The organism is Marinobacterium mangrovicola, from assembly GCF_004339595.1.
GTDB classification, from domain to species: domain Bacteria; phylum Pseudomonadota; class Gammaproteobacteria; order Pseudomonadales; family Balneatricaceae; genus Marinobacterium_D; species Marinobacterium_D mangrovicola.
Map to the genome: position 1 here is coordinate 432,564 of NZ_SMFU01000008.1, position 14,302 is coordinate 446,865.

12 protein-coding genes are annotated in these 14,302 nt (G+C 47.9%); all 12 read left to right on the forward strand.

Annotated features, from left to right (window positions below):
* Positions 1 to 12 precede the first annotated feature (12 nt).
* Positions 13 to 351, forward strand: a complete 339-nt coding sequence (locus CLV83_RS22850) for a WcbI family polysaccharide biosynthesis putative acetyltransferase (RefSeq protein WP_132291531.1) — start codon at positions 13 to 15, stop codon at positions 349 to 351.
* A complete protein-coding gene (locus tag CLV83_RS22855; protein WP_165900281.1) occupies positions 341 to 916 on the forward strand; it encodes a WcbI family polysaccharide biosynthesis putative acetyltransferase in 576 nt (191 codons plus the stop codon). The genes CLV83_RS22850 and CLV83_RS22855 overlap by 11 nt, the downstream gene beginning before the upstream one ends.
* Positions 909 to 2,573: a hypothetical protein gene (locus tag CLV83_RS10460; RefSeq protein WP_132291537.1), complete on the forward strand. Its 1,665-nt coding sequence runs from the start codon at positions 909 to 911 to the stop codon at positions 2,571 to 2,573. The genes CLV83_RS22855 and CLV83_RS10460 overlap by 8 nt, the downstream gene beginning before the upstream one ends.
* A 191-nt stretch (positions 2,574 to 2,764) precedes the next feature.
* The gene (locus tag CLV83_RS10465) at positions 2,765 to 4,168 is read left to right on the forward strand and encodes a beta/alpha barrel domain-containing protein (RefSeq protein ID WP_243642361.1); all 1,404 of its coding nucleotides are present in this window, start codon (positions 2,765 to 2,767) and stop codon (positions 4,166 to 4,168) included.
* Between the two features lie 63 nt (positions 4,169 to 4,231).
* A complete protein-coding gene (locus tag CLV83_RS10470) occupies positions 4,232 to 4,978 on the forward strand; it encodes a 3-deoxy-manno-octulosonate cytidylyltransferase (protein ID WP_132291543.1) in 747 nt (248 codons plus the stop codon).
* Positions 4,975 to 5,640, forward strand: coding sequence for an HAD family hydrolase (locus CLV83_RS10475; protein WP_132291546.1), 666 nt, complete (start codon positions 4,975 to 4,977; stop codon positions 5,638 to 5,640). The genes CLV83_RS10470 and CLV83_RS10475 overlap by 4 nt, the downstream gene beginning before the upstream one ends.
* A gap of 7 nt (positions 5,641 to 5,647) precedes the next feature.
* Positions 5,648 to 7,987, forward strand: a complete 2,340-nt coding sequence (locus CLV83_RS10480; RefSeq protein WP_132291549.1) for a class I SAM-dependent methyltransferase — start codon at positions 5,648 to 5,650, stop codon at positions 7,985 to 7,987.
* A gap of 42 nt (positions 7,988 to 8,029) precedes the next feature.
* Entirely contained in the window at positions 8,030 to 9,034 is a 1,005-nt protein-coding gene (gene galE, locus CLV83_RS10485) for a UDP-glucose 4-epimerase GalE (protein WP_132291552.1), read from the forward strand.
* 50 nt (positions 9,035 to 9,084) lie between these two features.
* Positions 9,085 to 9,630 (forward strand): dTDP-4-dehydrorhamnose 3,5-epimerase, encoded by a 546-nt coding sequence (rfbC, locus tag CLV83_RS10490; RefSeq protein WP_132291555.1) that lies wholly within the window; start codon positions 9,085 to 9,087, stop codon positions 9,628 to 9,630.
* Between the two features lie 451 nt (positions 9,631 to 10,081).
* The gene (locus CLV83_RS10495) at positions 10,082 to 11,224 is read left to right on the forward strand and encodes a sulfotransferase family 2 domain-containing protein (protein ID WP_132291558.1); all 1,143 of its coding nucleotides are present in this window, start codon (positions 10,082 to 10,084) and stop codon (positions 11,222 to 11,224) included.
* Between the two features lie 79 nt (positions 11,225 to 11,303).
* Positions 11,304 to 13,328 (forward strand): glycosyltransferase family 2 protein, encoded by a 2,025-nt coding sequence (locus tag CLV83_RS10500; RefSeq protein ID WP_132291561.1) that lies wholly within the window; start codon positions 11,304 to 11,306, stop codon positions 13,326 to 13,328.
* Positions 13,329 to 13,335: 7 nt separating this feature from the next.
* A complete protein-coding gene (locus tag CLV83_RS10505) occupies positions 13,336 to 14,247 on the forward strand; it encodes a glycosyltransferase family protein (protein ID WP_132291564.1) in 912 nt (303 codons plus the stop codon).
* Positions 14,248 to 14,302 lie beyond the last annotated feature (55 nt).

Consider the following 14,302-nt stretch of genomic DNA (forward strand, 5'->3'; position numbering starts at 1 on the left):
AAAGAATATCTTATGCATTTTACTGTTTATGGGAACTGTCAATCTAAAGCTTTGGCAGAAAGCCTTTTATGTTTTGATGATTTTTGTAAACTATATAGTCATTTAAAACTTAAAGCGGTCCAAAATATAGGCGCTGATGAACTAGAATCAGTATTTGATGTTTTTCGTAAATGTGATCTTTTTATTGAGCAGGTGATAAGTGATAATTATAAGACGCCCGATCTTGCGTCCAAAAAACTGGCTCTATTTAAGAAGTCGTCTGCTCAGACTCTAAAGTTTCCCTCAATTTATTTTGGCGGAACTTTTCCAAGTTTTTTTTTCGGTACCGTTGAAGTCTGTATTGGGATTTAATCATTGTTACTTAATAATTAAGTGCTTTATTCTTGGCGTACCCAAAAAACATTTAACATGTCTTTTGAAGTCAAAAGATATGTTTATGTATGAAGAGTCTGTTGAACTTTTTGAGAATTGTCTTTTAGGACTTAAGGTTAGGGAAAAAACAAACGAAGTGGATTTAAAAGTTTCAGATATTATCTTGGCTAATTTTAAAGATAATGTCCTTTTTGATACGATGAACCATCCTAGAGGCCTTGTTTTTAAAGAACTTAGTAATAAAATTATCGGCATCCTAGGGGGCAATAGAGACTGCTATAATTTTGATGATTTTAAGATTTTTCTTGGTAGTGTTAGTATTCCTCCTTATTATAGTACCAAGTTCAATCTGGGTTTGAACTATGAATTAGAAGACTTTTCAACCGTTGATGGTGAATTAATTTCGATAGATGAGGTTGTGGATAGGTTTTATTACGATTATATGAATTCATCTTTATCGCTTGAAACACTCTTGGAAAAAAATAAGAGTAAGAACGTTATAATTCTTGATCGCGTAGTTAACAGGTGTTTCTTTGATGGTTAATGATTTCTTTGATGAGTTCAAGAGGCTGTTCCGTGATGCCAGATACAGCGATATTACCGTAGTTAAAATAAGCTCAGAAGCGAGTGAGTTTTTCTCTGGCGAAGTGAAAGACATATGTAAGTCCCAGTCTTCTTTCGATTATGGCCGTATAAAGAGGCAGATTAACGAGCTTGCTCGCTTAGACTCTAATTTGCAATTATGCAATCCGGTAAGTGGTGAGTTGACGCGTGTTTGTTTTTCTCGTACGCATGGAATGAGCAACTTTTTGATTTTTGCAGATGCAGAATATTCAAATATATGGATGCTTGGCCAGACGACGAGCTTTATAGATATAGTTATAGTTAATGGAAAGATATATAGGACAGGATTTGATTCAGCTACTTGTTTGAAAAACTTTGAAGCTGCTGTCTTCGAGGGTGTTTTTGATAATTATTCTGGAGGGTTTTCATCAAAGGCAGCTTTGGTTTTGAAGTGTGCAAGGCCATTTCATAGCATCTACGATCAAGAGTACTGGCTTTGGTTTCTATGTCAAAATAATGAGAGTGATATAGGGTTTAAAATATTTGATGAGGTTTCCTTTATTGACCCCGCTTTGATTGTGAACGAATTTGATACAGTTAATTCGTTCGCACAAAAAAATGATGATTATGCCTGTTTCTTTCCATGCTTTTTTCCAAGAAACTCTTACCTTAAGTCCATTGCAAGTGATAGCGGTTCAGGTTATCAAGACTCTCTAGAAATAAAGAGGCTAGTTAGCACTGTAAAAGATTATGAGATTTTTTTGAGAGGCTGTTCTGATCAAGAAATAGTAAAAAAAGACGATTGCTTTTATCTCTGGATAGGTATTACGGGCCAAAAAAGATCTTGGGTTGAGCAGAGCTCTGGTTATGCACAGATTATCAATTATCTTAGTAATTCGATCGATAAAAAATTGGTCGTTTTTGTTGATGGTTGGACAGCTGTTCATGGCTCAAAAGCTCAAGGACAAGTTTGTGATGAAGATAATGCCGTAGCTTCAGAGATATTTTTAAATCTTAATTGCCATGATAAGGTAGAGTTTGTTTCTTTGGTGGGGTTCGATTACGCATCCAAGATATCTGCGAGTAAAGTGGTCGATTTTTTTATATCGAATGGCGGGGCTGGTGCGACCGTTCCACTGAGAATCGCGCAGCTGCCTGGTGTTATTCATTCTAATTCTAGCCTGTTTACATTTCCTGATAATTATCCCAGCAGTATTAAAATTATTAATAAGCCGCCTTTAGTTTCTGATTTGGTGGGGGAAGATAATTTGATTTCAGATAAAACATCTTACTCTATAGCATGGGATGTTGTTTTAAATAAGCTTCTTGATGCTATTTTTGAACTTAGAGGTGAGAGTTTTATCAATAGAGATTTAGAGGAATGTAAAGCTAGGTCGATCGAATTTATAGAATCTAGGCTAGGAAAATCAATAGGATACTTTCCCGATATCTTTCGGACGATTGCTGTTTTTTTTGAAATGCGAAAAGATATGTTTTGGGCTTATAAAGCGATCTCTTTAGCACATGAAGCGCGACCATCAGGGGATTTCTTGATTAATAAAAAGAAAAAGTATTGTAAATACCTCGATTTTGAAATTATTTCCTATCAAGACTATAAAAGAAGGCACAGTGCATGAGGCTACTCGATTGTACGTTTAGGGATGGTGGTTACTATAACTCCTGGGATTTCTCCACTGATTTAATCCACCAGTACCTTGAGGCTATGTATTCTGCTGGGGTGGATGTGGTCGAACTTGGCTTTCGTACGCTCAAGAATAATGGATTTCAGGGCCCTTGTGCCTTCACTACCGATGAGTTTATCCGCAGCTTGACGATACCGGACGGGCTGAAGATTGGTGTCATGGTCAATGGCAACGAGCTGGTGGGTGGGATGCCTCAGCAAGAGGCGCTGGCACGGCTATTCCCCGATGCAGCGGCGGATTCCCCGGTGGATCTGGTACGTATTGCATGCCATGTGTATGAATTTGAGCAAGCACTTCCTGCCGTTACCTGGTTGAAGGAACGCGGCTACCAAGTTGGTTTTAACCTGATGCAGGTGGCGGATCGCACCGAAGACGAGGTTAAGGCGCTCGCTCGTCTGGCCTCAGCCTACCCGATGGATGCGCTCTACTTCGCCGACAGTATGGGCAGCATGAACCCTGGTCAGGTTGCACAGATTATTCATTGGTTCCGCAGCGAGTGGACCGGCGCCATGGGCATCCATACCCATGATAATTTGGGGCTGGCGCTCTCCAATACCCTCCGGGCGCTGGATGAGGGCGTAACCTGGGTCGACTCCACTGTCACTGGGATGGGCCGTGGGCCGGGCAATGCCCGCACTGAAGAGCTGGCTATCGAGATAGCCGCACGGAGCGGCAAGTCGGCCAATATGGTGCCGCTGATGGTGCTGCTGCGTGAGCACTTCAAGCCGATGCAGGCCCATTATGGCTGGGGCTCCAATCCCTACTACTACTTGGCGGGTAAGTACGGCATTCACCCTACCTATATTCAGGAGATGCTCGGCGACTCTCGCTACAGCGAGGAAGATGTTTTGGCGGTAATCGAGCATCTACGAGTGGAGGGTGGCAAGAAGTTTAATCTTAACACCTTGGATGCAGCACGACATTTCTACCGGGGCGAGCCAAAGGGACGCTGGACTCCCAAGGAGCGATTTGCCAGACGTGAAGTGTTGTTATTGGGTACTGGTCCAGGTGTGGCCCGGCACCGTAGCGCGTTGGAGCGCTATATCCGCGACAAGAAGCCGTTAGTGTTGGCCCTCAACACCCAGAGCGCTATTGATGCGGAATTGATAGATCTTCGCGTAGCCTGTCATCCAGTTCGCTTACTGGCAGACTGTGAGGCTCATACGCGGCTGCCTCAGCCGCTGATTACTCCTTACAGCATGCTGCCGCCAGACGTCCGTGACTCACTTGGGAATAAGGAGGTGCTGGATTTCGGACTAAAAGTGCAGGCTGATAGCTTTGTGTTTAAGGATAAGCACTGCACCTCGCCCACCTCGCTGGTCGTGGGCTATGCGCTCGCGGTAGCTACTAGCGGTAATGCCTCTCGCATCCTGATGGCCGGCTTCGACGGCTATAGTGCAGACGATCCGCGTAGTCGCGAGATGCACCAGCTCCTGGAGCAGTACCAAGATTCTGAGGGGGCTCTACCGATTAAGTCCATCACTCCGACACGGTATGGGGTACAGAGCGAGTCGGTTTACGCCCTTTAATATCTCCTATTTCTCGATAAGCTTTTTTGCTATCCGGTGCAATTTGTTAAACAAGAGGTTTGTATGCGCACTGTCGTTATTATTCCAGCCCGCTATGGTTCCAGCCGCTACCCGGGCAAACCTTTGGTTTCATTACTGGAAAAACCGATGGTCCTCTGGGTGGCCGAGCTGTCGGCAAGAGCCGTAGGCGTCAAGAACGTTTATGTTGCTACCGAGGACTCTCGTATCGCAGAGGTTGTTGAGGCCGCTGGTTTTCAGGCAGTAATGACCACCGACGATGCTCTTACTGGCACCGACAGGCTGGCTCAGGCGGCCGAGCAGGTCGAAGCGGATATCTACATTAATGTGCAGGGCGATGAGCCGTTGGCTGATCCTGCTGATATTTTAAAGGTGCGCGACGCTAAATTGGCCCACATGGACGCTATTATCAACGGTTTCAGTTGGGTAGGCGATAACGAGGATCCGCAAAGCGTTAACATTCCCAAGGTGATTACCAACGAGCGCGACGAGCTGGTTTACATGTCCCGGACGGCCTTGCCGGGGTTTAAGGACGCCAAGTGCGCGCCTAGCCGCTACAAGAAACAGGTCTGCATCTACGCCTTTACTCGGGAGGAACTCGCCGCCTTTCGTGCCTTTGGCCGCAAAAGCGAGCTGGAATATTCGGAAGATATCGAGATCCTTCGTTTCCTAGAACTAGGCACAAGCATCCGCATGGTTGAAACCCGACCGGGCAGCCTCGCAGTGGATGTACCTGAGGATGTCGCCAAGGTTGAGTCTGCACTGCGCCAGGCCATCGAGGTGCAGGTATGAGGTCTTCGGTAAACCTCTACACCACGCTGGTCTTCGACTGCGACGGAGTAGTGTTGAACTCCAACAAAGTCAAGACCGAGGCGTTCTATCAAGCAACGTTACCCTTCGGGCAAGCCGCAGCTAGTGCCATGGTCGACTACCACGTCGCTAACGGAGGAATCTCTCGCTACAAAAAGTTCGCCCACTTTCTTGAGCAGATTGTGCCAATTCATGCCGAGCATCAAGGGCCTGATATCGACGGTTTGCTGCAGGCTTATGCCAGTCATGTGCGTGAGGGGCTGCTGAGCTGTGAGTTGTCCCCGGCGCTTGAAATGTTGCGCCGGCAGATCCCGGATACGCGCTGGTTGATCGTTTCCGGCGGTGACCAGACCGAACTACGCGATGTGTTTACCCAGCGAGGCATTGCCGATTGGTTCGACGCTAGTATATTCGGCAGTCCAGACACCAAGGATGAGATCCTGGCGCGGGAGCTCGCCTCTGGCAACATCCGGCAACCGGCTCTGTTTCTTGGTGATAGCAAGTATGATTACAAGGCTGCCACTGCTGCCGGGCTGGATTTCGTGTTTCTGAGTGACTGGAGCGAGGTGGTTGATTGGCATGCTTGGGTTGCTGAACAGGGTATAGATTCGGTCAACTCTATTCAGTCATTGGCGGAAATTTGAGCGATAAATGACCAAAACATTACCGTTGCAAGAAGCTGCTCATGCTATTGCTAAGGCGTCTGTTCTGGCAGGACGCAAGGATGTCTCAAGTAACTTGAAGCACTTGCTCGATAAATTGGGGACCGGCGCAGACGAATCTTGGAACGCTGAAGTTGCAGGGAGCGATATTTGTGAAGAGTTTTTTGAGCTGCAGTCCCGCGTCTGCTTCCCTATTGGACTGTCGGCCTGGTACGCCTTTGATGAAGGGTTAGGAGTTTACCATCGAGAATCTTTGGCGGAATTTACATATTCTGACGGCGATGAAGTAGAAGACCGCATCTTTAACGCCGTTAAAAGTGCGGAGCAGGTGGGTTTATATTCCAAAGAATTGCTGAAACACCAGATCGACTGGCCTTCGGAGTACCATCTTTCGGCAGATAGGGCTAATCTGCTTCGACCGTTCGCGAATCAACTTGCTTTTGGCCATGTTCTTGAACTCGGGTGCGGTTGTGGTGCTGTTACCCGTTACCTCGGGGAACTAGGCGCTCGCGTGACTGCGGTCGAGGGGAGTCCCAGGCGTGCAGCCATTGCTGCTGAGCGCTGTCGGGACCTTGCGAATGTTCAGGTGGCGGTTGATAAAATTGAAAGCTTCCCGATCCAGGGCAAATATGATGTGGTTACCCTCATCGGGGTGTTGGAGTACTCTCGTGTGTATGTTGAGGGGGATGATCCGGTTCAGCAGGTACTGGAGCGTGCGCGAAGTTACCTTAAACCTGGGGGGGTACTGATTGTTGCCATCGAGAATCAGCTTGGTCTGAAATACTTCGCTGGTGCGCCAGAAGACCACGGTGTTGGCGTTATGTCGGGCATCAATGACTTGTACACTAATGATTCGCCGGTCACCTTTGGTCGTTTGGAACTGGAGCAGCGCGCCGCTAGCGCTGGTTTCAGCCACGCAGAAACCTTTTCTCCCTTCCCTGATTACAAGCTCCCGAACTTTATTGTTGCTCCCGAGGCGGCTGAAAAAGCACCGCATACTTGGAACCTCGGCACTTTATTGGCGAGTTCCGTGTCTGCAGACCGGCAGCGGAATAAGAATTCACTGTTTTCTCTGCGCCGAGCTTGGCCGTTGGTGGCGAAGAATCGTTTAGTGGAAGACCTTGCCAATTCTCATTTGATGTTGGCCCATACTCAACCTGGCAATACCTGGCAGGAAAAAGATTCACTCGCTTATTACTATTCCCCGAAAAGAGGTGCTTCGACGAGCCAGGAATTAGCGTTCCATAAGAACACGTCAACAGAATCAGGCATATCCGTTTGGCGCCGGAATATTGGCAATACTCTACTTACCGCCGGGGATGCCGGGTGGCGAGAAGAGCCTTATCAACCCGGTGAGGTCCACAGCGACCTATTGCAGGCTGTTTTGCAACGCCCGGGTTGGACATTGGACATGGTATGCGAGTGGGCAGAGACCTGGATTACCAGCTTGCGGCGAGCAGTAATGCCAGAATGCGTTGAGGGACTGGTGCCTGAAGGGTGGCAAGGCTATCAGACATGGCTCCCTGCGCACTTTCTGGATGCAGCACCCCGAAATCTTATAATTAAGCCGGATGATTCAACTGTATGGATTGACCTGGAATGGAAGCGGGAGCATCCGTTACCGATTGAGCTGGTTGTGTTCCGGGGATTGTTTGTGACGTTTTACGGTATAAAAACTGTAGCTGCACCAGCCAATACGGAATTGCTGGATGGCAATGTGTTGTTGCACCGGGTAATGGAACATTTCGGCTACAAGGCGACTGCCGGCGACTTACGGCTGTTTTCGAAAGTCATGCACAGTATCGCGTGCCATGCGGAAGGCCGAGTGCCGAGTGAGGGGGGGGCTTCGCTCGATTCTGTGAGATTGCCGGTTTGGAGTACCAGAACCCTGAAGCCAACGCTCACCGCAGATTGCACGGTTTATTGGCGTGCCCAGAAGCAAGGGTTCAGTGAGGAGCGCAGTTGTCACCACCCGCTTGCGCTGGATGGCAATAAGTATACGTTTGGTCTGCACCTGCCTGAAGCCTTAGGCGAGGGAGGTGAGCTAAGACTGGACATATCCAATCGTCCCGGTGTTTTTTTGGTGGACGCGCTAGAGTTAGTGAATGCAGATGGAAACTGTATCTGGCAGTGGGCACATGATGGTGAGGGCATGACAGGCGTCGCTCAAATGAAATTACTTCCCGGGCAGGGCGGTTCCACTTCTGTCTTCCTGTCTGAAGGGTATGATCCCCAGTGCATTCTGCGCATACCTGAGCCTGTTTTTGAACAGTTGGCTGCTGGCACGGTGTTACGCTTGGTAGTGGCTGGTGCGTCCTTTCAGTTGTAAGTCTAGGTTACGCGGTAATTCCTTTTGGAGAAAGTAAACCACATGAAAGTTCTTGTTGTAGGCGGTGCCGGCTATATCGGTTCCCACATGGTCAAGCGGCTAGCCCGGTCTGGCCATGAGGTGGTTGTTCTCGATAATCTCACCACAGGACGTCGGTCACTTGCCCAATATGGCAAGCTTATTGTAGGTGATCTTGGTGATCCTGCTTTATTGGAAAGGTTGTTTCGGGAATACGAGTTTGATGGGGTGATGCACTTTGCGGCCAGCAGTCTGGTTGGCGAGTCGGTTTCAGATCCTTCAAAGTACTATCAAAATAATGTGGCGTGCACGATAACTCTGTTGGATGCCATGGTTCGCAATGGCATAAAACACTTTATTTTCTCTTCCACTGCTGCGACCTTTGGTGAGCCTGTATACACACCGATTGATGAGGCCCATCCCCAGGAGCCGATTAATCCCTACGGCGCCAGTAAATTGATGCTCGAGCGCATTCTGAAAGATTACGCTTTTGCTTATGGCCTTAATTCTGTGAGTTTGCGTTATTTCAATGCCTGCGGTGCTGACCCGGATGGTGAGCTTGGCGAATGTCATGATCCTGAGACTCACTTAATTCCGTTAGTGCTGCAAGCAGCATCTGGCCGTCGCAAGTCGATCACGGTTTTTGGCCGAGATTACGCCACTGAGGATGGTACTTGTGTTCGCGATTATATCCACATCGAAGATCTGTGTTCAGCCCATGCCCTGGCGCTTGAAGCGCTAGTGTCTGGAAAGAAAAGTGGTGCCATCGCTTATAACCTTGGGAATGGCTCGGGTTATTCGGTTCAGGCGGTTATTGATGCAGCTCGTCAGGTCGTCATAAAAACAGGCCATACATTCATTGTCGAAGAAGGACAGCGTCGGCCCGGAGACCCTGCGATCCTAGTCGCTGACGCGGGCCGGGCCAGGACAGAACTGGGCTGGTACCCGCAGTATGAGGATCTTCAAACCATCATTGAGCACGCTTGGCATTGGGAACAGAAGCAAGCGTCTGATGTGCTCTGTAATTAATGGCTAACCTGTCTACTTTTTCGGTTTAATCCTTTAGTTAAGGGGCGTTAATGGATTACCAACGACTTTCAATTCCTGATGTAGTGCTGATAACTCCAAAAGTGTTTGGTGATGAGAGGGGATTTTTTCTTGAAACCTTTCGTCAAGGCGACTTTAAGGAAAACTGCGGCAACTATACCTTTGTACAGGACAACCACAGCAAATCCCGCCAGGGTATTCTGCGTGGACTCCATTATCAGCTTGAGCAGACCCAGGGCAAGTTGGTTCGTGTGGTACAGGGCGAGGTGTTTGATGTGGCTGTGGATCTGCGTCGAAGCTCGCCGACCTTTGGGCAGTGGGTGGGTGCTTATCTGTCAGATCAGAACAAACAGATGCTATGGGTACCTCCAGGTTTTGCACATGGCTTTTACGTAATGTCTGAGACGGCTGAATTTGTCTATAAGTGCACCGATTATTATCATCCTGATAGTGATCAGTCATTGCTATGGGCCGATCCGGAAATTGGCATCGAGTGGCCCTTGATCAATGGTGAACCGCCGATGCTGTCGGACAAAGATCGTGCAGCACAGAGTCTGTCTAACGCGCCGTGCTTCTGATCCTCTATTAGTTCTCGTTATAGGGGCGCATCCTTGACGTTAGATGATAAGAGGAACCTTTAATATTAGTTCCTGTATTGACGACGACGCAGAGTATCAGTGGTTTACAATAGTTCGAAATGAAAAGAGCGTCGGTATTTTTTTTCAGTGTGCTTCTTGCAAGCATACATATTAGTGATTTTTTAGCTCATCAGTTGGCACTTAACGCTTTGCTTTCAGGTGAAAGCTCTAGTGCTTTAGCTTATAAATTGGGTAATGGACAGGGTCATTTGGTGCGTCTGGCTATTATAGTAGTGTAGCATGTTGTAGCAGAGGATGGCCGTAGGTATAAGGTGGGAAAAAACGAACGGTGATCTAGTGATACCTGCGGTATTTGTGGCTAATGCTGCGCTTTTTAAATACCAACGCGGATGGAACACAGCGTAAACCGAATTGGAAGTGATAATCCGTCATGCTTGGGAATGTGAATAAATGGCAGAAATTTGTGATTAAGCGTTTTATAAAGTGGCCAAAAAAAGATATATCGGTTCGGAAAAGCCTTTCGGGAATAACGACCGAGTTGTCTTGCGAACGAAAGAGAACTGAATTAGATTTGGATGTTAAACTCCCGATGGCTGAAGACATGGGAGAAGCTAAAAATACGAAGGCACTATTTTTCGTACATATTCCAAAAACAGCAGGTACTAGTTTTCGTAAAGCTGCGGAGGAATATTTTAGTTTTGAGTCTGTTTGCTACGATTACTCTCTTGATTCTGCAGAGACCTCGGATTTAGTTAGAAAGTTCATCTATGAGGAAAAGGATTATCTAGGTCTAAACACCGCTTTGTCCGAGACGGAAATTCTTTTTATTAGTGGTCATGTGCCAGCGAAAAAATATGTGCATCTGTTGGGCGCGAGCCAGTTAGTAACATTTTTACGTGACCCGGTTCAGCGAGTTTTGTCAGAATATAACCATTTCTTGCGCCACAAAAATTACGAGGGAGATCTTCCGTCCTTTTACCGTAAGCCTCAGTTTATTAATCGTCATTCTAAGATGTTGCATGGACTCCCTATTGAAGCTTTGGGTTTTATCGGTTTAACAGAGGATTATGATGTCAGCTTAAGTCAATTGAATGCTCTATTCGGAACAGCTTTTCAACGTCGAAAGTTGAACCAGGGACGCGAGGCTAAGGATAAAGCCTATGAAGTGCCAGATGATCAATTGAAAGAAATGCAGGAGCTGAACGCTGTTGACATTGCGCTATATCAAAAGGTGGTTGAGCTTTACAAACAGCGTTATGCCCTGTTTGTAAAGGGCTTGCCTTATGTACATGGTACTATTCAGCAACTCAACTCAAAAGTTATTAAGGGCTGGGCGTGGTATGCTCAAGGGGAGCGAGCCGTAACTATCGAGGTTTTGGTTGATGATAAAAAAGTGGCGGATCTAGTAGCTAATGATCTGTGTCCCGGTTTATTGCATTTGTCTCCTCCACGGAACGGTTATATCGGCTTTCATTATCGCTTTAGCAAACCTTTGGGTGCTGGTGTTAATGTTTCTGTTCGTGTCTCTGAAACAGAGCAGGTTCTGGGGCAGCAAGAAGTGGTGGTTGTTTAATGACAACTCCGGTTGTTGGGGGCTTTCTCCGACCAAGTGAAGTAACCTCCCTTGCTAGATACTTTAGAATTACCCATTAATGAATAAATTATCTCACGATACCTACAGCACCGATCGCTGGTATCTGATCGATGCTAATTTGCCGGAAAACTGTACAACTATTAACGTCTGGGCCGTGATCCACTTCGCTACCTATGAACGCCGAATTCCTCTTCCGGCTAGCTTTAAAGGGCGTGTATTTGAACTGCTACCCCGCCCCAAAGCGTCCCATAGGTTGAGCATTGAAGCTGAATATGAGCAAGGCCCGTTATCTATAGAGAGTCTTGATCTGCAGATTGTTTCCGGGCCGATTGCTTGGTATTGGGTGGGACGTCGTATTTTCGGGACGTTACCGAAAGTGGAAACCGCTAAAGCCGAACGCATGAAGCTTGGCTGGCGCAAGGTGCTTTCGGATCCGTTTAGCGTATATCGTTTACTTGGAAGCTTACGCTACCACTTTCCAGCTCCCGACTACAGCGAGTGGCGAGCCCATTACTGGTCGTGTACAGATGATGTTAAGCGCCGTTTGGGCCGATACCTAAGCCACAATAGGTTGGATCAAGCCGCTGTCCAGGTGCTGGTCGATGCACGCCAATTTGGCGAGCGCAAAGTGCAAGATTTGACACTCAAGCCTGTATGTAACAGTTTACGTGAATCTGTAAGAGATCAAATTGGAGTACGAACCTCCGTTCACGTGTTGACCGAAGAAGATGATTATTGGCCTGTTGGCGACCCAGATGGGTGGGTGCTCTTTACACAGCCTGGTCATATATTGGAACCTTGGGCACTAGCATGGTTTTTGAGTGAGGCAAATAAATATCCTGATGCCAAACTGATTTACTCTGATCATGCCCATTTACAAAACGATGAAATCCCCTCCGATCCTTACTTCAAGCCGGATTGGTCGCCAGAGCTGCAGCGTGCGAGTCATTACGTAGGTGATTGTGTATTTATCAAGGCCTCGGAGCTGGATGCCGTCCGTGATCGCTTGGGCTATATGCCCAGGGCATACGAGTTAGTACTAGAGGTAGGAATATTTTCGAACGAGGAGCAGGTTCGGCATATTCCGGCCGTACTCTTCCATCAGGCCGGTGCGAGCTCTAAGGCCTGTCCTGAGCAGCTAAGTGCGCACTTGGTACGTCACAACATTGATAGCAGGGTGATCCGGGATGGTCGTGATCAAGTGAGGGTGTGCTACGGTTTACCAGCTTCGCAGCCGAAGGTTAGCATTATTATCCCAACTCGTGATATGTTGCATTTTCTGCAGCCTTGCGTGAACAGTATTCTTAAGAAAACCACCTGGCCTAATTTCGAAGTGCTGATTCTCGATAATCAGAGCAGCTGCGCAGATACGCTAGCGTATATGGAGGCATTGTCGTCAGACCTCCGGGTTAGGGTGCTGGCCTATGATCGTCCGTTCAATTTTTCTGCAATCAATAATTTTGCAGTAGAGCATGCTGAAGGTGATCTGGTTTGTATGCTCAATAATGATACTGAAGTGATCAGCACTGACTGGTTGGATGAAATGGTTTCCCGCCTGTTGCAACCCGGTGTAGGGGCTGTCGGGGCCCGGTTGTATTTCAGTGATGGCAGGGTTCAGCATGCTGGTGATGTGATTGGCCCTGGCGGATGTGCCAATCACCTGCACGGCATTCTCGAAGCGGGTGATCCAGGCTATATGAATCGCTCGATTTTACCTCAGGAACTATCAGCGGTTACAGCAGCCTGCCTTTTAACAACACGTAAGTTATATCGGGAATTAGGCGGCTTGGATGAGCAGAATTTGGCCGTCGCCTTTAATGATGTTGACTTTTGTTTACGCGTTCGACAGGCCGGTTATCGAGTAGTGTATACCCCTTATGCTGAGCTGTATCATCATGAGTCAGTATCGCGGGGTAAGGACGATAACCCTGAAAAGCAGGCACGGGCTGAAAGCGAGGTTCGATACATGCGTGAACGCTGGGCCAGCGTGATCGAGCGAGATCCTTTCTATAATCCCAACCTTAACTATGCCAAGCCGGATTTTACACTCGGCAAATATCCTCGCATCGATTGGCCTTGGTAACAGCTGAATGAGCTGGCTTCTGATCGAGCAGAATGAAAACCCCAGTAGTGACTATTTCGTTAAACCCGTCTTGGCAAGTGGTCGCCTGTGTGTCTGCGATTTGAATTCGTCTACTGAACCGGTTGCCGTTGAGTCTGGCACTCATCTAGCCTTTGTGCGTTACGTCACGCCTCGATGGATAAGCTGGGTGGAACGGAATCGGGCCTCTTTGGGGCGACTGGTCTTTTTCATGGATGATGACCTCTTCGACCTCAGCGCGCATCAGGGGCTCCCCCTGCGCTACCGTTGGAAGCTTTATCGCTTAGCCACCCGCCGTAAAGCCTGGCTGCGCAGGATGAATGCAGAGCTTTGGGTCTCAACTCAGTGGTTGGCCGATAAGTACGCAGATTGGCAGCCGCGTGTATTGGAGCCTAAGTCTCCCTATGCAGGTTGTCAGCCACAAAAGACTTTTTTCTATCACGGCTCTGCCTCGCATATTGGTGAAATCCGCTGGCTGCTGCCAGTGGTTGAAGAGGTGCTGCAGCGGGACTCCTCGTTTAGTTTCGAATTGATCGGCAATGCCGAAATTCGCAAGCTGTTTTCGCATCTACCCCGTGTTCATGTTCTCCAGCCTATGAGCTGGCCTGCCTACAAGGCCTTGGTTAGCCGGCCTGGTCGTACGGTAGGGCTAGCACCGCTCCTGCCCGGCTCGTTCAACCAAGCACGTTCCGCCACCAAGTTTTATGATATTACCCAGGCAGGTGCGATAGGCATCTACGCAGACCATCCAGTGTATCGGTCGGTTGTTCAGCATGAAGAGAATGGTTTGCTGCTTCCGATGGAGCAGGTGGCTTGGGCAGAGGCGATTTTAGATCTTGGTAACAATTTGAGTAGGCGTGAAAGTATGCTTAAGCAGGCTGGAGCTGTGTCGTCTAAGTAATACTAAGCTTACTGGCATACATTTATATAATTGGTCGTCTTTAAGTATCGGCGAG

Excerpts from the sequence above, each read along its gene's own strand:
- CLV83_RS22850 (WP_132291531.1), top strand. The coding sequence starts at position 13 with ATGCATTTTACTGTTTATGGGAACTGTCAATCTAAAGCTTTGGCAGAA.
- CLV83_RS10460 (WP_132291537.1), top strand. The coding sequence starts at position 909 with ATGGTTAATGATTTCTTTGATGAGTTCAAGAGGCTGTTCCGTGATGCC.
- CLV83_RS10470 (WP_132291543.1), top strand. The coding sequence starts at position 4,232 with ATGCGCACTGTCGTTATTATTCCAGCCCGCTATGGTTCCAGCCGCTAC.
- CLV83_RS10475 (WP_132291546.1), top strand. The coding sequence starts at position 4,975 with ATGAGGTCTTCGGTAAACCTCTACACCACGCTGGTCTTCGACTGCGAC.
- CLV83_RS10480 (WP_132291549.1), top strand. The coding sequence starts at position 5,648 with ATGACCAAAACATTACCGTTGCAAGAAGCTGCTCATGCTATTGCTAAG.
- galE (WP_132291552.1), top strand. The coding sequence starts at position 8,030 with ATGAAAGTTCTTGTTGTAGGCGGTGCCGGCTATATCGGTTCCCACATG.
- rfbC (WP_132291555.1), top strand. The coding sequence starts at position 9,085 with ATGGATTACCAACGACTTTCAATTCCTGATGTAGTGCTGATAACTCCA.
- CLV83_RS10495 (WP_132291558.1), top strand. The coding sequence starts at position 10,082 with ATGCTTGGGAATGTGAATAAATGGCAGAAATTTGTGATTAAGCGTTTT.
- CLV83_RS10500 (WP_132291561.1), top strand. The coding sequence starts at position 11,304 with ATGAATAAATTATCTCACGATACCTACAGCACCGATCGCTGGTATCTG.
- CLV83_RS10505 (WP_132291564.1), top strand. The coding sequence starts at position 13,336 with ATGAGCTGGCTTCTGATCGAGCAGAATGAAAACCCCAGTAGTGACTAT.